The 17,539-nt window shown below is 71.2% G+C and carries 15 protein-coding genes; 10 read left to right on the top strand and 5 right to left on the bottom strand.

Annotated features, from left to right (window positions below):
* Positions 1 to 161: 161 nt before the first annotated feature.
* From ACEZHJ_RS01410 to ACEZHJ_RS01395, 4 genes are read right to left on the bottom strand one after another with little or no spacing between them, the layout of a single operon-like run.
* A complete protein-coding gene (locus ACEZHJ_RS01410) occupies positions 162 to 488 on the bottom strand; it encodes a hypothetical protein (protein WP_163139162.1) in 327 nt (108 codons plus the stop codon).
* Complete coding sequence (locus ACEZHJ_RS01405; protein WP_375036155.1) at positions 485 to 1,885, bottom strand: acyclic terpene utilization AtuA family protein; 1,401 nt, start codon at positions 1,883 to 1,885, stop codon at positions 485 to 487. The genes ACEZHJ_RS01410 and ACEZHJ_RS01405 overlap by 4 nt, the downstream gene beginning before the upstream one ends.
* On the bottom strand, positions 1,882 to 3,798 hold the full coding sequence (locus ACEZHJ_RS01400) for a TRAP transporter permease (protein WP_375036154.1): 1,917 nt from the start codon (positions 3,796 to 3,798) through the stop codon (positions 1,882 to 1,884). Before ACEZHJ_RS01400 ends, ACEZHJ_RS01405 begins: the two co-directional genes overlap by 4 nt.
* 27 nt (positions 3,799 to 3,825) lie before the next feature.
* Positions 3,826 to 4,791, bottom strand: a complete 966-nt coding sequence (locus ACEZHJ_RS01395; RefSeq protein WP_375036153.1) for a TAXI family TRAP transporter solute-binding subunit — start codon at positions 4,789 to 4,791, stop codon at positions 3,826 to 3,828.
* Positions 4,792 to 4,963: 172 nt separating this feature from the next.
* On the opposite strand from ACEZHJ_RS01395, the gene ACEZHJ_RS01390 reads away from it, so the two are divergent.
* On the top strand, positions 4,964 to 5,860 hold the full coding sequence (locus tag ACEZHJ_RS01390) for a LysR family transcriptional regulator (RefSeq protein ID WP_259202246.1): 897 nt from the start codon (positions 4,964 to 4,966) through the stop codon (positions 5,858 to 5,860).
* A gap of 24 nt (positions 5,861 to 5,884) precedes the next feature.
* On the opposite strand, the gene queG is transcribed toward ACEZHJ_RS01390, so the two are convergent.
* Positions 5,885 to 6,964: a tRNA epoxyqueuosine(34) reductase QueG gene (gene queG, locus ACEZHJ_RS01385; RefSeq protein ID WP_163139157.1), complete on the bottom strand. Its 1,080-nt coding sequence runs from the start codon at positions 6,962 to 6,964 to the stop codon at positions 5,885 to 5,887.
* Positions 6,965 to 7,169: 205 nt separating this feature from the next.
* On the opposite strand from queG, the gene ACEZHJ_RS01380 reads away from it, so the two are divergent.
* The 9 genes from ACEZHJ_RS01380 to hflC all read left to right on the top strand — a co-directional run.
* Positions 7,170 to 8,648 carry an NAD(P)H-hydrate dehydratase gene (locus ACEZHJ_RS01380; protein WP_375036152.1) on the top strand — a complete coding sequence of 493 codons (1,479 nt, stop codon included), beginning with the start codon at positions 7,170 to 7,172 and terminating at the stop codon, positions 8,646 to 8,648.
* Positions 8,645 to 9,118 carry a tRNA (adenosine(37)-N6)-threonylcarbamoyltransferase complex ATPase subunit type 1 TsaE gene (gene tsaE, locus ACEZHJ_RS01375; RefSeq protein ID WP_163139155.1) on the top strand — a complete coding sequence of 158 codons (474 nt, stop codon included), beginning with the start codon at positions 8,645 to 8,647 and terminating at the stop codon, positions 9,116 to 9,118. Before ACEZHJ_RS01380 ends, tsaE begins: the two co-directional genes overlap by 4 nt.
* A gap of 119 nt (positions 9,119 to 9,237) precedes the next feature.
* Positions 9,238 to 10,530 carry an N-acetylmuramoyl-L-alanine amidase gene (locus tag ACEZHJ_RS01370; protein WP_163139154.1) on the top strand — a complete coding sequence of 431 codons (1,293 nt, stop codon included), beginning with the start codon at positions 9,238 to 9,240 and terminating at the stop codon, positions 10,528 to 10,530.
* Between the two features lie 36 nt (positions 10,531 to 10,566).
* Positions 10,567 to 12,483: a DNA mismatch repair endonuclease MutL gene (mutL, locus tag ACEZHJ_RS01365; protein ID WP_163139153.1), complete on the top strand. Its 1,917-nt coding sequence runs from the start codon at positions 10,567 to 10,569 to the stop codon at positions 12,481 to 12,483.
* A gap of 2 nt (positions 12,484 to 12,485) precedes the next feature.
* The gene (gene miaA, locus ACEZHJ_RS01360; protein WP_205599745.1) at positions 12,486 to 13,442 is read left to right on the top strand and encodes a tRNA (adenosine(37)-N6)-dimethylallyltransferase MiaA; all 957 of its coding nucleotides are present in this window, start codon (positions 12,486 to 12,488) and stop codon (positions 13,440 to 13,442) included.
* Between the two features lie 107 nt (positions 13,443 to 13,549).
* Complete coding sequence (gene hfq / locus ACEZHJ_RS01355; protein ID WP_018717215.1) at positions 13,550 to 13,801, top strand: RNA chaperone Hfq; 252 nt, start codon at positions 13,550 to 13,552, stop codon at positions 13,799 to 13,801.
* A 4-nt stretch (positions 13,802 to 13,805) separates the two neighbouring features.
* On the top strand, positions 13,806 to 15,104 hold the full coding sequence (gene hflX / locus ACEZHJ_RS01350) for a ribosome rescue GTPase HflX (RefSeq protein WP_163139152.1): 1,299 nt from the start codon (positions 13,806 to 13,808) through the stop codon (positions 15,102 to 15,104).
* A gap of 100 nt (positions 15,105 to 15,204) precedes the next feature.
* Entirely contained in the window at positions 15,205 to 16,473 is a 1,269-nt protein-coding gene (hflK, locus tag ACEZHJ_RS01345; protein ID WP_163139151.1) for an FtsH protease activity modulator HflK, read from the top strand.
* On the top strand, positions 16,473 to 17,539 hold a 1,067-nt coding region (gene hflC, locus ACEZHJ_RS01340), incomplete at its 3' end, for a protease modulator HflC (protein ID WP_375036151.1). The genes hflK and hflC, both read left to right, overlap by 1 nt.

The raw sequence follows: 17,539 nt of genomic DNA, 5'->3' as shown, positions 1-17,539 counted from the left end.
CTCGAAGGCAGCCGACGTCCCCGGTGCCACGGTGTGGGATGTTGGCTGCCGGGAGCAGCCAACCTGCAACGCCCGTTCCCGTCGCAGGCATGCCGGGACGCTACCCGCCTGCGGTATACGACCTGCCTGGCGGTTGGGGCTGAGCGCGGCGGGGCGACCGTTCAGCCGGGCAGTGTCACCTCCAGTGCCAGCAGTCGGTAGGACAGGGACTTGCCGTGGCCGTCGAGGTTGAGCGCGCCGTTGACGCCGCCCTGGAGGACCGCGTCGATGACGAGGTTCATCCCCGCAAGCTGCGGGAGGAGGTGGCGGCGTACCCGCGTGGCGCCGCGATGGGCGAACGTCGCGAGCACGCGCTGCTCGGTGACCTGTGAGACCACGGCGTCGTAGTCCACGGGGTCGTAAACGAACAGCGACAGGTTGAGCCGGTTGCCCTTGTCCCCGGCGCGGGCGTGGGCGATCTCGTGGAGCGTGACGCGGCGCGCCGTCATCGGCGTGTCTCCGTATTCGTGGCCGCCTCCCCGGCGGCATCGAGGGTGTGTACTCGGGTCGGCACCTGGGCGCGGGGGACGAGGAACGACACCGTCGCCACCCGCCGGCGGTGATGGCGGCGCACGCCGCCGCCGCCGGCCGGGCCGGTGCAGTAGAGCGCGAGCAGCTCCTGGGTGGCTGCTTCCACCGCGGCGCGCCCGGCGTGGGCGACCGCGAGGCGAAGGCGTACCTCCGCCGGCGCGGTCGGCGGCGCTTCGGATTGCAGGGTGCCGTCGTCGTCGCCAAACACGCTCACGTGGCCGATGTAGTCGAACCGGCAGCGCAGGTCCGCCGGCAGGCGGCGTGTGAAACGCTCGCGCAGGGTCTCTGCCGCGAGCCGTGCGCGGGGGAGGGCGTTGGGACCGGCGTAGGTGATCCCGGCCTCGCCCTGCCAGCCGGCGTCGTAGCACACCGTGGTCTTGAGGCGTTCGGGCGCGGGACGGCCGCGCACCCCGGTGACCGCCACCCGGTCCGGTCCCTGCTGGTGTACCTCGACGCCGGAGAGGTCGATCACCACGTCCGGTGTGACGTAGCCGGCGGGGTCATGGATCTCGTAGAGCAGCTGCTCGCGCACGGTCTGCGTCGTCACCAGGCCGCCGCTGTCGCGGGGCTTGGTGACGACGATGCCGCCGTCGCGATCGACCTCGACGATGGGGTAGCCCAGCACCGCCAGGCCCGGGACGTCCTTGTAGCCGGGGTCGGCGAAGTAGCCGCCGGTGACCTGTGCGCCGCACTCCACTAGGTGGCCGGCGAGGGCCCCGGCGGCGAGGCGGTCCCAGTCGTCCCAGGGCCAGCCGAAGTGGTTCACCAGCGGTGCCAGCGCCAGCGCCGGGTCCGCGACTCGGCCGGTCACGACCACGTCGCCTCCCCGTGCCAGGGCCTCGGCTAGCGGCGGTGCGCCCAGATAGGCGTTCGCCGCGACGATGGCGTCGCGCGCCGGCAGCGATTCGTGCTCGGCGTCCCAGGGGGCGAGGTCGAGCGTGGCCAGACGCTCGCGGAGGTCGTCACCCTCGACCCGGGCCATGCGGCCCTGCGGGTGGCCCGCGGCGCGCATCAGCGCGGCGATGCGGTTGCACGCCGCGCGGGGGTTGGCGGCACCGAAGTTGCCGAGCACCGGGATGCCGTGATCGAGACAGCGTCCCAGCACCGGTGACAGGTAATCGGCCAGCAGCGGCTCGTAGCCCGCACCGGGATCGGCGTCCATGGCCCGCTGGGCGGCGGCCAGGGTCCGCTCCCCCAGGGTCTCGAAGATCAGCGCACAAGGCTGGCCGCGGCGGACGAGCTCGTCCACCACCGCCCCGGCAGCGTCGGTGCGGTCGCCGGAGAAGCCGGCGCCGCAGCCCACGAGAAACGTCATCGGCCGTCTCCTGCGTTGGTGATTTCCGCCATGTCCCCCGCGTGCGCCGGGGCGTCGTCCGCGGTGTCGCGCCGGCGCCGCGCAATCACGAGCAGCGCCGCGAGCAGGGCCAGTGCGGCGAGGGTGCTCGGCCATCCCGGTGCGAGGGCGAGTGCCCCGGCGGCGAGCAGCACTGCCGTGCCCGCGGTCCGGCCCAGAGCGGGACGGATCCCCGAGAGCAGGGTCGCGAAGGCGAGCACGAAGGCCAGGCCCTGGCAGGCGGCCAGGACGACGTCACCGGCGTTGCCGAATCCGGCCAGTGCCGGGTAGGCAAGCATCACGAACGGGATGACATACGTGGCCGCGCCGAGGCGAACCGCCTGGCCCGCCGCGGGCAGCCAGTTCGTCCCGGCGATGCCGGAGGCGACGAACACCGCCACGCACACCGGCGGCGTGATCACGGAAATCGTGGCGAAGTAGAACACGAACAGGTGTGCGACCAGCGGCTGGAACCCGAGCTCCGTGAGCGCCGGGGCGAGCACCGAGGAGACCAGCACGTAGGCCTCGGTCGTCGGGATGCCCATGCCCATGATCAGGCAGATGGCGGCGACGATGGCCGCCACCAGCAGCCCGGAGTGACCGGCCAGGTCGACGATCAGCCCGGCCAGGGTGACGCCGATCCCGGTCATGTTGATCATTGCCACCAGGATCTGGGCGCCGGCGAGCAGCACGCCGATGATCACCATGCCGCGGCCAGCGTCGGCGATGCCGCCGGTCAGCCGTGCGGCGATGGTCCGCACCGGTGTGCCCGCGTGCACCGAGAAGCCCACGAAGGTCACCACCACCGCGACCACGCCGAAGAATGCCGAGGTCTGGATGGAGTGGCCGGTGAGCACGCCGTAGAACAGTCCGCCCAGTGCCGCGGCGATGGGCACGAGTCGCCCGGGGCGCAGGATGGCTGGCCAGGCGGGCATGTCCGCCTCCGGCACCACCGGCAGGCCGCGGCGCAGCGCCAGCAGGTGGACGGTGAGGAATACCGCGACGTAGAACAGCACCGCCGGCAGTATCGAGGCGAGCACGATGCGTACGTAGCTCTCCCCGAGCACCTCCGCCATCACGAATGCCGCCGCCCCGAGGATCGGCGGCGCGATCTGGCCGCCGGTGGAGGCGACGGCCTCGACCGCCGCCGCCAGGGCCGGCGGGTAGCGCAGCCGCTTCATCAACGGGATGGTGAAGTTGCCCGTCGTCGCCACATTGGCCACGGCGCTGCCGCTGACCATCGCGAACAGGCTCGACGCCACCGTCGCGACCTTGGCCGCGCCCCCGGGGCTGCGCCCGCCGAGGCGCACGGACGCGTCGATTAAGGTCTGGCCGCCGCCGGTGTGCAGCAGCAGGCTGCCGAAGAGCACGAACGCGGCGATGGTGGTCGCGGCGACGCCCACCAGCAGGCCCCATACGCCGAGGTCGCCCAGGAACAGCGTCTCGGTGACGAACGCCGGCCCGAAGCCCCGGTGCGCCAGGGCCCCGGGTAGCAGGTTGCCGAAGAACGCGTACGCCAGGCCGACCACCACCAGCGACGGGAACAGCCAGCCGATGGCCCGCCGGGAGACCTCCAGGATCGCGGCGACCAGTCCGGCCGTCATCACCATGTCCGCGGGCGTCGCCCAGGGCAGCTCGGTGAGGATGCGCTCGTGGTTGAGCGCCACGTACCCGCAGCCGGCGAGCGCCACTGCGCCCAGCAGCGCGTCGACGGCGAGCGCTGCCGGACGCAGACGCGGGCCTGCCGGCAGCGGGTAGACGGCCAGGCCGAGCAGGAGGACCAGGGCCAGGAATACCGGCCGCTGTACCAGGCTCGGGAACTGGCCGAACGCCGAGGTGTAGAGGATGAAGCCGCCCAGCACGAGGGCCAGGGCGGTGGTGAGTCGCTCGCGCATGGTGGTGCTCCCGACGTGCGGCCGCGGTCAGCGGGGCTGGAGCTGGTCGGGGATGTCCATGCCCTGCTCGCGGTAGTAGCGCGCCGCTCCGGGGTGCAGGGGTACGGTGCCGTAGTCCATCGTCATCGCCCCAAGGTCGGCGCCCTCCAGCGACTTGAACGCGTTGGCCTGCGGTCCCTGGTGCTCCATCACGGCCTTGACGATGCGGTAGGCGGCCTCGTCGCTCAGCCCCGGACGCGCGTGCACGGCGACGCCGAAGGCCCAGGTGGCGTAGGCGGGGATGCCTTCCGCGGCCCCGGCGGGGACGTCCACCACGCCGATGTCCGGCATCTCCTCGCGCAGGGTGCGTTTCTGCGCGCCGGTCAGCGAGAGCACGCGGATCGGGGTGAAGGTGGCGATGTCCAGTGACGAGCCGTCGAGGCGGTCACCCACCCCGGACTTGACGTAGCCATTGAGGCGGTTGTCCTTGATCGCGCTGACGATGTCGCTGGTGGAACCGCGCACGTAGTCCGGCGAGATGCCCAGGGTGCGCATCACCGCCTCGGTGGTCTTCTCGGTGGCCGAGCCGGTAATGCCCGGATTCAGCCGGCGGCCGTCCAGGCCGGCGAGCGTCGCGATGCCGGCGTCCTTGCGTACGACGACATTCTGCGGTGCGACCGTATAGACCCAGAGCAGCCGGCTGTCGACGGCGTGGCCGTCGAAGGCGCCAGTGCCCTTGTAGGCGTGGTAACCCACATTGGTGGTGACCAGGCCGAGGTCGACCTGCCCGCGGGAGAGCCGCCGGAGGTTGTCCACCGTGGCGCCGGTCTCTACCACCGAGGCGTTGACGCCCTCGGCGTAGTCGTTGATGACCTGATTGACGGCGACGAAGTAGCTGTAGTGGCTGGATGACGTGGACGTCGAGCCGATGAGTATCTCGTCGGCGCCCTGTGCGCCCTGGCTCAGGGTGAGCGCGGCCATTGCGGCCGCCGCGGCAGCGGTCAGCTTGCCCATGATCTCCTCCTCCGCCGGCGCCGTGCGTGTGCGGTGCCGGCCGTTATGGCGTTGGCGGTGTGCCGGCGTACGGCACGGAGGTATCGTTGCGGTGGGCTGCTATATTTGTCTAATTTATTATTACTGATTGATATTTTGAAAAATAAAACAATAGGGCGAGGGGACGAAGGATATGACACCGACGGTCAAGCAGCTGCGGGCCTTCGTGGTCTCCGCCCAGTCGGACAGCTTCGCCGAGGCGAGCGAACGGCTGCACCTCTCGCAGCCCGCACTGAGCCTTTCCATCCGCAAGCTGGAGACCGGTGTGGGCGGTGCGCTGTTCGCGCGCTCGGGGCGTCACATGACGCTGACCCCGGAGGGCCAGGCCTTCCTGCCGGTGGCCGTGCGACTGCTCAACGACTGGACCGAGGCGTTCGCGGACCTCACCGAGTTGTTCTCCAAGCAACGCGGCAAGGTCACCGTCGCGGCGCTGCCGACACTCGCGGCGGGCCTGCTGCCGCCGGTGATCTCGGCGTTCGGGGAGCGCCACCCGCGGGTCAATCTCAGCGTCCACGACGTCCTCGCCGACGAGGTGGGGCAGCTCGTGCGTGAAGGGCGTGCGGATATCGGGGTGTCGGTGCCGCCGCTGGACTCCGACGATCTCGCCTTCGAGCCGCTGCTCCTCGATCGCTACGTGGCCGTTTGCCCGGAGGGCCATCCGCTGCTGGCGGGGGAGGCGGTGGCGTGGGTGGCGCTGGCGGGGGTTCCGTTCATCGGGATCAACCGGCTGTCGAGTGCGCGCCAGGCGATCGACCGCGTCATGGCCGAGGTCGGCGGTACGCTGGATATCCGGTGCGAGGTCAACCAGATCGCCACGGTGGGCCGCATGGTTGCCGCCGGCATGGGGATCAGCGTCCTTCCGGCGCTCAGCTTCCGCCAGATCGCCGTCGCTGGCCTCGGCTATCGACCCTTGGTCGAGCCGGTCATCGAGCGCCGGCTCGGCGTCATTACCCGGCGGCGCCAGCCCCTGTCCGCCGCGGCATCGGCGCTGCACGAACTGCTGCGCGAACGGGCGGCCGAGGCCCCCTGAGCGGCGGCCTGCGCAGGGCAGCGGCTACGTCGGTGCCCCCAGCCGTTCCAGCGCCCACTGCACGTGCTCGCGTACCAGCTCCGAGGGGTGGGCGGTGCGCTCGCGCAGGGCGGCGACCGCCTCATCCGAGGCCGGGCCGTTGCCCAGGGCGACGGCGATGTTGCGCAGCCAGCGCTCGTGGCCGAGGCGGCGGATGGCCGAGCCCTCGGTGCGCTTGAGGAAGGTGGCCTCGTCCCAGCGGAACAGGCTGACCAGCGAGGCGTGGTCCAGCCCGTGGCGGGGCTGGAAGTCGGCCTCGTCGGTGGGCCGGGCGTAGCGGTTCCACGGGCAGATGCTCTGGCAGTCGTCGCAGCCGAAGATGCGGTTGCCGATGGCCGGGCGCAGTGCCTCCGGGATGGTGCCGTGGTGCTCGATGGTGAGATACGAGATGCAGCGCCGGGCGTCGAGCTGGTAGGGCGCCGTGATCGCCCCCGTGGGGCATACCGCCAGACAGGCCCGGCAGCTTCCGCAGTGCGCCGTGGGCGGCTCGTCCGCCGGCAGCGGCAGGTCGGTGAACAGTTCGCCGAGGAAGAAGTACGATCCCGCCTCGCGCGAGAGCACCAGGGTATTCTTGCCGATCCAGCCGAGCCCGGCGTTGCGCGCCAGCGCCTTCTCCAGCACCGGTGCGGAGTCCACGAAGGCGCGGTAGCCGAACGTGCCGGTGGCGGCCTCGATGCGCCGGGCGAGCTGCTGGAGGCGCCGGCGCATGAGCTTGTGGTAGTCCCGGCCCAGGGCGTAGCGGGCGACGAAGGCGCGCGCGCCGTCGGCGAGCACCGGGGCGTCGTCCTCGACGTCGTCGGGTCGGTAGTCCAGGCGGACGCTGATCACGCGCACCGTCCCCGGGTGGAGCACCGACGGACGGGCGCGCTTGACGCCGTGCCGGCCCATGTAGTGCATCCCGCCCTGACGGCCCTCGCGGAGCCAGCGCAGCAGGTGCGCTTCGTCCTGGCTGAGGTCCGGGGCGGCGATGCCGGCGTCGCTGAAGCCGAGCTCCCGTGCCCAGCGCCGGATGTCCCCGGCAAGATCGGTCATGGACGGGGCGGTGTCGGTCGCGGCGTCTCTCATACGACTATTTTACTAGTCTTTCCGGCGGGATTGTCGTGTGTCGGGCGGGACACCGGAACGGCTCGCGGGCACCCCGTCCTCGTGGCGGCCCGGCCCGGCCGTATCAAGAGGGTGCTACGCCGCCGGGGCAGTCCTGCGTGAGTGTCCACGGGCCTGACCGTTATACTGCAAGGCTTTCCCGTTCGGCTGGAGCGCGGAGCGAGCCATGGAAGCGTTACCGACACGACTCTACACCCCCGAGCAGGTCCGGGAACTCGACCGCCGGGCCATCGAGGACCACGGCATTCCCGGCGAGCGGCTGATGGAGCAGGCCGGGCGCGCCGCCTACCGGCTGCTGCGCCGTCGCTGGCCGGACGCCAGACGCGTGACGGTGCTCTGCGGCGGCGGCAACAACGGCGGCGATGGCTACGTGATCGCGCGGCTGGCCGCGTCGACGGGGCTGGACGTGCGCGTGGCCGCGGTGTCGGACCCGGAGCGCCTGAGCGGTGCCGCGGCGGACGCGATGGGCCGTTGCCGCGAACTGGTCGCCCTGGAGCCGTGGGATGCCCGGGCGCTGGACGACGCGGACGTCGTCGTCGACGCGCTGCTCGGCACCGGCCTGGACCGCGAGGTCGCCGGCGAGTACGCCGAGGCCATCGAGGCGGCCAATGCGCGCGCCGTGGGCCGACTCGCCGTGGATGTGCCCTCGGGCATCAGTGCCACCACCGGCGCCTGTCTCGGTGTCGCCTTCCGCGCGGACGTCACCCCGACCTTCATCGGCCTCAAGCAGGGGCTGTTCACCGGTGCCGCGCCGGACTATACCGGCACGGTCCGCTATGACGATCTCGACGTGCCCCCCGCGGTGTTCGGGGATATGCCTCCGGCCGCCTGGCGGGTGGACGCCGGGGCGGTGGCCGGGTGGCTGGCGCCGCGTTCGCCCGCGAGCCATAAGGGCCATTTCGGCCACGTGCTGGTGATTGGCGGCGATTACGGCTTCGGCGGCGCCGTACGCCTCGCGGCCGAGGCCGCGGCGCGCACGGGGGCCGGGCTCGTGAGCGTGGCCACCCGCAAGCGCCATATCGCGCCGCTGCTCGCCGCGTGCCCGGAGGTCATGGCCCATTCAGTGGACAGCGCCACCGCCCTGGAGCCGCTGCTCGGGCGCGCGAGTGTGGTGGCCATTGGCCCCGGACTCGGGCAGTCGGACTGGGGTCGCGGGATGCTGGCCGCCGCCGGCGGGTTCGACGGGCCGCTGGTCGCCGACGCCGACGCCCTCAACCTCCTCGCCGCGGAGGGGCCGGTGGCGAACCCGCGCCGGGTCATTACCCCGCACCCGGGGGAGGCGGCGCGCCTGCTGCGCCGCGATACCGCCGAGGTGCAGCGCGACCGGTTCGCGGCGCTGGACGAGCTGCTCAGCCGCTTTGGCGGGGCCGCGCTGCTCAAGGGTGCCGGGACGCTGATCGGTGCCGGCGACCAGCGCTGGCTGTGCACCGCCGGCAACTCGGGCATGGCGAGCGGCGGCATGGGGGACGTCCTTACCGGCGTGGTCGCCGGGCTGCTGGCCCAGGGGCTCGGCGTGGGCGAGGCGGCGGCCATGGCCGCGGCGGTCCACGGCGGCGCCGCCGACCGTGCAGCGGTGCGTACCGGCCGCCGGGCGCTGCTCGCCCGGGACGTGATCGATGCGCTGTCCGGGGGTCTGCCGGAATGAGCGGGCTCACGCGTGTCCTCCCGGATGCCGCCGCCACCGAGGCGGTGGGTGCGGCGCTTGCCGCCTGCCTGCCGGAGGCGCTGACGGTGACCCTCGCCGGCGACCTCGGCGCAGGCAAGACCACCCTCGCGCGCGCCGTGCTCCGCGGGCTCGGGCACACGGGCGCGGTGCGCAGTCCGACCTATACCCTCATCGAGCCCTATGAATGCGGCGGCCGGCGGGTCTTCCACCTGGACCTCTATCGCCTTGCCGACCCGGAGGAGCTGGAATTCCTCGGCCTGCGTGATCTCTTCGAGCGGCCTGCCGTGGTGCTCTTGGAGTGGCCGGAGCGCGGCGCCGGCGCGCTCCCGGCGCCCGACCTGCGGCTGGCCCTCGACGCCGACGGGGCGGGGCGGACGTTGACGGTCGAGGCTTGTAGCGAGGCGGGCGAGACGGTGCTCTCCGCGCTGCGTGCACACCTCCCGGATTGAAGTGTTAATCCAGAAACTGCGTCTATCTCTCTGCTCAGTAAGAGAAAAGTATTGAAATACCCGGGCGTTTGTGCCTAACTGGCACCTGTAGCGTCCCGGAGAAGAACAGGAATCCCTTCATGCGCCTTGTGCTCGCGCTAGTGCTCAGCCTGATCGTCGGCGTGGCGCACGCGGCCCGTACGCAGGTCACGGACGTGCGCACGTGGTCGGGCCCGGAGCATACCCGCGTGGTGCTCGATCTCTCCGGCGCGTCGGATTACAAGATGTTCACGCTGGACAATCCCAGGCGCGTGGTCGTCGATCTGCCGGAGGCAGGGATCGCGAATACGGCGGTGCGGAGCGACGAGGTCACCGGCGTGCTCAAGGACATCCGCACCGGTGTGCGCCACGGCCGGGACCTGCGGGTGGTGCTGGATCTGGACGGCGCCGCCAAGGCGAAGGCGTTCACCGTCTCCCCCAACGACACCTATGGCCATCGCCTGGTGGTCGACCTGGAGAGCCCGAGCAAGCAGGCGGCCAACCGCAAGGCGGAGCGTGAGGTGCGGCGGCAGTCCGAGCGCCAGGGCGACCTGGTGATCGCCATCGATGCCGGCCACGGCGGTGAGGACCCGGGCGCCACGGGGGCGCACGGCACCCACGAGAAGGACGTCGTCCTCAAGGTCGCCCGCAAGCTCGCCGCGATCCTCGAGAAGACGCCCGGGTTCCGTCCCGTGCTCACCCGCAAGGGCGACTACTACATCGGCCTGCGCGAGCGCACCCGCAAGGCCCGGGCGGTAGGGGCGGACATGTTCGTCTCCATTCATGCCGACGCCGTGCGCCAGCGCAGCGTTCGCGGCGGCTCCGTCTACATCCTCTCCCGCCGCGGCGCTTCCGGTGAGGTCGCGCGCATGCTTGCGCGCAACGAGAACGCCGCCGACCGTATCGGCGGCGTCTCGCTGGACGACAAGGACGATATGGTCGCCTCGGTGCTGCTCGATCTCTCCCGCGCGGCGACCATCGAGGCCAGCACCGGTCTGGCGAATACGCTGATCGGGGAGATGGACAACGTCGGGCGGATGCACAGCCGGGACGTGGGCAAGGCCGCGTTCGTGGTGCTCAAGTCCCTGGACATGCCCTCGGTGCTGGTGGAGCTGGCGTTCATCTCCAACCCGCAGGAGGAGCGCTTGCTGCGATCCGCCAGCCACCAGCAGGAGCTGGCCTCGGCGCTAGCCGAGGGCATTACCCAATACGCCAACGCCCACCGGCCGCGGCTGCGCATGGCGGGCTCGAAGTCGCAGGAGTACGTGGTCAAGCGCGGCGACACCCTGAGCGAGATCGCCTCCAATCACGGCGTCAGCGTCAGCCGTCTGCGCCGCGCCAACGAGATCAACGGCGACACCATCGTCGCCGGGACGCGCCTGCGTATCCCGTGAACCGGGCCATGGCCGTGGCCCGGGTGAGCCCGCATAATGGACGCCATGGGCACCCCCGAGACCGAAACCCGAATACGTGAGCTGCCGCCCCTGCTGGTCGACCAGATCGCCGCGGGGGAGATCATCGAGCGCCCTGCCTCAGTGGTGAAGGAGCTGCTCGAGAACGCCATCGACGCCGGCGCCCGTCGCATCGACGTGGCGGTGGAGGCCGGCGGCAAGGGCCTGATCCGCGTGCGTGACGACGGTCAGGGCATGAGCCCGGCGGACCTGCGCCTGTCCGTCGGCCGCCATGCCACCAGCAAAATCCGTGAGCTCGACGACCTGGAGCACATAGCCAGCCTCGGCTTCCGCGGCGAGGCGCTGCCGAGCATCGCCTCGGTCTCGCGGCTGTGCATCACCTCCCGCGCCAGCGGCGAGGAGCATGCCTGGCGGCTGGAGGTGCAGGACGGTGAGGCCGGTGAGCCGGCGCCCGCGCCGCACCCGGCGGGCACCACCGTCGAGGTCCGCGAGCTATTCCACCGCACGCCGGCGCGGCGCAAGTTCCTGCGCGCCGAGCGCACCGAGTTCCGCCACGTCCAGGAGCTCGTGCGGCGTATGGCGATGAGCCATCCCGGCGTCGCCGTGAACCTCGAGCACAACGGCCGCACCGCGATGCAGCTCCCTGCAGCGGGTAACCGTGCGGCGTGGGGCCAGCGCCTGGCCGAGCTCACCGGCCGGGCCTTCGTGGACCAGTCGCTGTTCCTGGAGACCGAGGCCGCCGGCATGCGCCTGTGGGGATGGCTGGGCCTGCCCACGGCCTCCCGCGGCCAGGCGGACCTGCAGTACGTCTACCTCAACGGGCGCATGATCCGGGACCGGCTGATCAGCCACGCCCTGCGCCGGGCCTATGCCGATCTCCTGTTCAAGGACCGGCACCCCGCCTATGTCCTCTACCTGGAGATCGACCCCGGGCAGGTGGACGTCAACGTGCACCCGACCAAGCACGAGGTCCGCTTCCGCGACAGCCGCCTTGTCTACGACTTCCTGCTGCGCCAGGTCCACCACGCCCTGGAGCATGCCGGCGATGCGGACGCGCCCGAGCCGGTGGCGCCCGCTGCGGAGCCGTCCCGAACGGAGACTGCAGCGGCACCGCCCCCGGCTCCGGCCGGCGGGCCGGTGGCGCCGCCCAGGCCGCCGCAGCAGGCCTCCATGGGCCTGCCGGTGGCGGAGGCCCGGGCACTGTACGGGCCGGAGGAGGGCGGTGTGCCGGCGGCCGGGGCGGAGGAACGCCCGGCGCAGGCCAGCGCCGCGGCGGACGGGGACAGCGGCCGCGCCGTCCCGTCGGCGCATGCGCCGTCCGCCGTGCAGCCGCGGGAGGTCTCCGGCGAGGCGCCGCCCCTGGGCTTCGCGCTGGCTCAGCTTCACGGCGTGTACGTGCTCGCGCAGGACGATGACGGCCTGATCCTGGTGGACATGCATGCCGCCCACGAGCGCATCGTCTACGAACGCCTCAAGGACCAGGTGGCGGAGCAGGGCGTGGCCTCGCAGCCGCTGCTGGTGCCGGTGCGGGTGTCGGTGACACCGCGACAGGCGGACATCGCCGAGGAGTACGCCGAGGTGTTCACCCGCCTGGGCTTCGAGGTGGACCGCGGCGGCCCGGACGTCGTCCATCTCCGCCGCCTGCCGGCGCTGCTGCGCACCGCCGACCCCGAGACGCTGGTCCGCGACGTGCTCGCCGACCTCCAGGCGGAGGGGCGCAGTGGCCGGGTGGAGGCCGCGGTGAACCACGTGCTCGCCACCATGGGCTGCCACGGTTCCGTGCGCGCCAACCGCCGTCTGAGCCTGGATGAGATGAACGCCCTGCTCCGGGAGATGGAGCGCACGCGCAATATCGGCCAGTGCAACCACGGCCGGCCGACCTGGACACGGCTGACCATGGCCGACCTGGACCGGCTGTTCCTGCGGGGCCAGTAGCCATGGGCGCGCCGCTGCCGGTGATCCTCCTCATGGGGCCGACGGCCTCGGGCAAGACCGCCGCAGCCATCGACCTGGTGGAGCGCTTCCCGGTGGAGATCGTCAGCGTGGACTCGGCCCTGGTCTACCGGGGCATGGACATCGGTACCGCCAAGCCGGGGGCGAACGAGCTGGCCCGTGCCCCCCACCGCCTGATCGATATCCTCGATCCCTCAGAGCGCTATTCCGCGGCGGGCTTCCGCGCGGATGCGCTGGCGGAGATCGCCGCCATCCATCGCGCGGGCCGCATCCCGCTGCTCGTGGGCGGAACCATGCTCTACTACCGCGCCCTCACCGAGGGCCTGGCGGACCTGCCGGAGGCGGACGCCGAGCTGCGCGCCGAGCTCGAGGCGCGGGCGCGGCGCGAGGGCTGGCCGGCGCTGCACCGCCAGCTTGCCGGCGTCGACCCGGCGACCGCCGCGCGGCTGCACCCCAACGACGCCCAGCGTGTGCAGCGGGCGCTGGAGGTCTACCTGCTCAGCGGTCGCACGCTCACGGAGCTGACGCGGGCGGCGCGCTCGGAACCCCTGCCGTTCAGTGTGGTCAAGTGGGCAGTGGCCCCTGCCGAGCGGCGCATCCTCCATGAGCGCATCGCCCGGCGTTTCGACGCCATGATCGAGCAGGGGTTCATCGACGAGGTCGCCGGCCTGAAGGCCCGGGGGGATCTGCATGCGGAGCTGCCGTCGATGCGTGCGGTGGGCTACCGCCAGGTCTGGGCCTTCCTGGACGGCGACTATGACCGCGAGACCCTGCGCGAGCGGGGTGTCGCCGCGACCCGGCAGTTCGCCAAACGCCAGCTCACATGGCTGCGCCGCGAACCGGATCTGAGGCACTTCGAGGCCACCGATCCGGCGCTGCGGCAACGCCTTAGGGAAGCCATGACCGGCGTGTTAGACTCATGCCAAGCGGTTGGGCCCTAGGGCTTTCGGGCGGCGAGGGAGGCCGCCCGACCGTCGATGAGCAGGCGCGGGTATGGAGGCTGCCGGCGCATAACAACAAGGGCCGAAGGCACGAAGGAGCATTTGGAATGGCCAAAGGGCAATCACTTCAGGAACCGTTTCTCAACGCCCTGCGCAAGGAAAAGGTACCGGTCTCCATCTATCTGGTGAATGGCATCAAGCTGCAGGGGCAGATCGAGTCGTTCGACCAGTTCGTGGTGCTGTTGCGCAACAGTGTCAGCCAGATGGTGTACAAGCACGCTATCTCCACGATCGTGCCCTCGCGCGCGGTCAGAGCCCACCAGCTAGAGGGGTCGGGTGCAGAGGAAAGCGACCAGTAAGCCGGTGACGGAGACCGCGCCGGCACAACTATTCGATCGTCCCGAGGGCGGCGAACGCGCCGTGCTGGTGCAGCTCGACGACGGTGGGGCCTCGCTGGACGAGACCCTGGAGGAATTCTCCGCGCTGGCGGTCTCCGCCGGCGCGGAGATCGTCGACCGGGTCGTGAACCGGCGGGACCGCCCCGATCCCCGTTACTTTCTCGGTCGCGGCAAGGTCGCCGAGCTCGGCGAGCGTATCGCCGCGGCCGGTGCGGACCTGGTCCTGGTGAACCACATGCTGTCGCCGGCCCAGGAGCGCAACCTCGAGCGCGAGCTCGGCTGTCGGGTGCTGGACCGCACCGGGCTGATCCTCGACATCTTCGCCCAGCGTGCCCGCACCCACGAGGGCAAGCTCCAGGTGGAGCTCGCCCAGCTCCGTCATATCGCCAGCCGGCTGGTGCGGGGCTGGAGCCATCTGGAGCGGCAGAAGGGCGGCATCGGCCAGCGCGGCCCGGGCGAGACCCAGCTGGAGATGGACCGGCGGATGCTCGGTCATCGCATCAAGCAGCTGGAGAAGCGTCTGGAGCGGGTGCGCCGCCAGCGCAGCCAGGGCCGGCAGGCGCGGCGCAAGCGCGACCTGCCGGCGGTCTCGCTGGTCGGCTACACCAATGCCGGCAAGTCCACGCTGTTCAACCGGCTCGCCGAGTCCACCGTGTTCACCGCCGACCAGTTGTTCGCGACGCTGGACACGACCCTCCGGCGGGTGCCGCTCCCGGGTGGCGAATCCGCGGTGTTCGCGGATACCGTCGGCTTCATCAGCGACCTCCCCCACCAGCTCGTGGCCGCCTTCCGCTCCACCCTGGAGGAGGTCATCGAGGCCGATCTGCTGCTGCACGTGGTGGATGCGGGCGCGGCGGATCGCGGGGACCAGGTCACCGAGGTCGAGGGCGTGCTCGGCGAGATCGGGGCCGGCGAGGTGGCGGTGCTCACCATCTACAACAAAATCGACCGGCTCGGCCAGCCCGCGCGGGTGGACCGCGACGAGCACGGCAAGCCGGTGGCCCTGTGGGTCTCGGCGAAGACCGGTGAGGGGCTGGACCTGCTGCCGGGGGTGGTGGCCGAGCGCGTCGGCGAGCGCCGTGCCCGCGGGCGGCTGCGCCTGCCGCCCAGCGAGGGGCGGCTGCGGGCACTGGTCTATCAGTCCGGCGAGGTGCTTGAGGAGCGCATGCTCGACAACGGCGACTGCCTGCTGGAGGTGAGCCTGCCTCAGCGGGAGATGGAGCGCCTTCGCCGTCACGAGGGATTGCCGACCTTTATCGACTGAGGCGCGTCCGCCTTGCGGCGGGCGCGCGGGCGTCATTAGAATCCGCCGCTGTGCCTGTGATCGGCCCCGGCGGGCCTGTCCAACTGGGAGTACTTCAATCATGGCCTGGAATGAGCCCGGCGGAGACAACCGGGACCCCTGGAGCGGCGGTGGCGGCAACCAGGGACCACCGGATCTCGACGAGGCGCTGCGCCGCGCGAAGCAGCGGCTGAGTGCCCTGTTCGGCGGCAAGTCCGGCGGCAATGGCGGCGGCTCCGGCCCGGACGGGGGCGGCGGACTGTCCATCGGCCCGACCGGCATCGGCGTGATCATCGTCGTGATCGTGCTCGGGTGGCTGGCCTCCGGCGTCTACATCGTCGATGCCGGCTGGCGCGGCGTGGAGCTGCGCTTCGGCCAGCACGTGGCCACCACCGGCCCCGGGCCGCACTGGCACCTGCCCTATCCCGTGGGCGAGGTGGAGAAGGTGCGGACCTCCGAGCGCCGGCGCATCACCGTCGGCTACGAGGCGACCACCGCCAACAACACCCGCACGGTGCCTTCCGAGGCGCTGATGCTCACCAAGGACGAGAACATCGTTAACGTGCACCTCGCGGTGCAGTACGACATCTCGGACCCGGCGAAGTACCTGTTCAACTTCCTCGAGCCGCAGCAGACACTGAAGTCGGTCACCGAGTCCGCCCTGCGTGAGACCGTGGGCAAGAACGAGCTGGACTTCATCCTCACCGAGGGGCGTGCCGAGGTCGCGATGCAGACCCGCCAGCGCATCGAGGAGACGCTCAAGGCCTACGACTCCGGGATCAACCTCGTCGAGGTCGCGATCCAGGACGTCCAGCCGCCGGAGCAGGTGCAGGACGCCTTCGCCGATGCGATCAAGGCCCGCGAGGACCGCCTGCGCCTGATCAACCAGGCGCAGGCGTACCAGAACGAGATCATCCCGCGGGCCCAGGGTCAGGCCGCCCGTATCAGCGAGGAGGCCGAGGCCTATCGCGAGCAGGTGGTCGCCCAGGCCAATGGCGAGACCGACCGCTTCGCCGCCGTGGCCAAGGAGTACAACATGGCGCCGCAGGTCACGCGGGAGCGGTTGTACATCGAGTCCGTGGAGGACGTGCTCTCGGCCACCGGCAACATCCTGATCGACTCCGGCAAGGGTAACGGCAGCCAGTCTCTGCTCTACCTGCCGGTCGAGAAGCTTATGGAGCAGAGCCAGCGCGCCCGCGCCGGTGTCGATAACGGTGATACCGGCAGCATGTCCGGTGCCGGCGGTGGCAGCTCGTCGAGCAGTGCCGGCAGCTCCGCGAGCTCCGGCAGCCAGAGCAGCTCCGGGGGCAACTGGAGCGAGAGCCGTCTGAGAACCCGGGAGAGCCGCTGATGAAACGAGGATTGCCCATCGTCGCCGTCATCGTCGTCGTGGCGCTGGTGATCGGCTCCATGTCGGTCTACACGGTCCGCGAGACCGAGAAGGCGATCAAGTTCCGTCTCGGTGAGATCGTGGACGCCAAGGTCGCCCCCGGACTGCACTTCAAGACGCCGTTCGTGAACAACGTGCGCTACTTTGATGCGCGCGTGCAGACCCTGGACCAGGACCCCCAGCGGTTCCTGACCCAGGAGAAGAAGAACCTCATCGTCGATGCCTTCGTGAAGTGGCGCATCGGTGATGTGCGTGCCTTCTACACCACCGTGCAGGGCTCGGTGCAGGCGGCGAACACCCGGCTCTCGGAGATCATCCAGGAGGGGCTGCGCAACGAGTTCGGCTCGCGCACCATCCGCGAGATCATCTCCGGCGACCGCGTGCAGATCACCCGTATCCTGCAGAAACGCGCCTCCGAGGCGGCCAAGAGCCTGGGCGTCGACGTCGTGGACGTGCGCCTCAAGCGCGTGGATCTGCCGGACAGCGTGAGCGAGTCCGTTTACCAGCGCATGGCCGCGGAGCGCGAGCGCGTGGCGCGGGAGTTCCGTGCCGAGGGTGCCGAGGCGGCGGAGCGTATCCGCGCGTCCGCGGACCGCCAGCGCACCGTCATCCTCGCCAAGGCGCGGCGCGACGCCGACCGCATCCGCGGTGCCGGCGACGCCGAGGCGGCACGGATCTACGCGGGGACGTACTCCGACAATCCGGAGTTCTACGCCTTCTACCGCAGCCTGCAGTCCTACAAGCGCAGCCTTGACGGTCAGGGCGACGTGGTCGTGCTCTCGCCGGATTCCGAGTACTTCCGTTACTTCCGCCAGCCCGGCGGTGGCGTCCAGTCCAGCGGTGATGCGCAGTCCGGCGGCGCGGCTGGCGGGGGGGGGGGGGGGTGGGGAGGGGGGGCCCCCCCCCCCCCCCCCCCCCCCCCGCGCCACCCAACAAAGTGTTTGCCAGGGAAGGGGGTGGCGAGCGCGAGGCGCGGGAGTTCCGTGCCGAGGGTGCCGAGGCGGCGGAGCGTATCCGCGCGTCCGCG

It is taken from the genome of Arhodomonas sp. KWT2 (assembly GCF_041949875.1).
Lineage (GTDB): Bacteria > Pseudomonadota > Gammaproteobacteria > Nitrococcales > Nitrococcaceae > Arhodomonas > Arhodomonas aquaeolei.
Note: the sequence above shows the minus strand (reverse complement) of the source record. Positions and strands in the feature narration are given on the sequence as shown.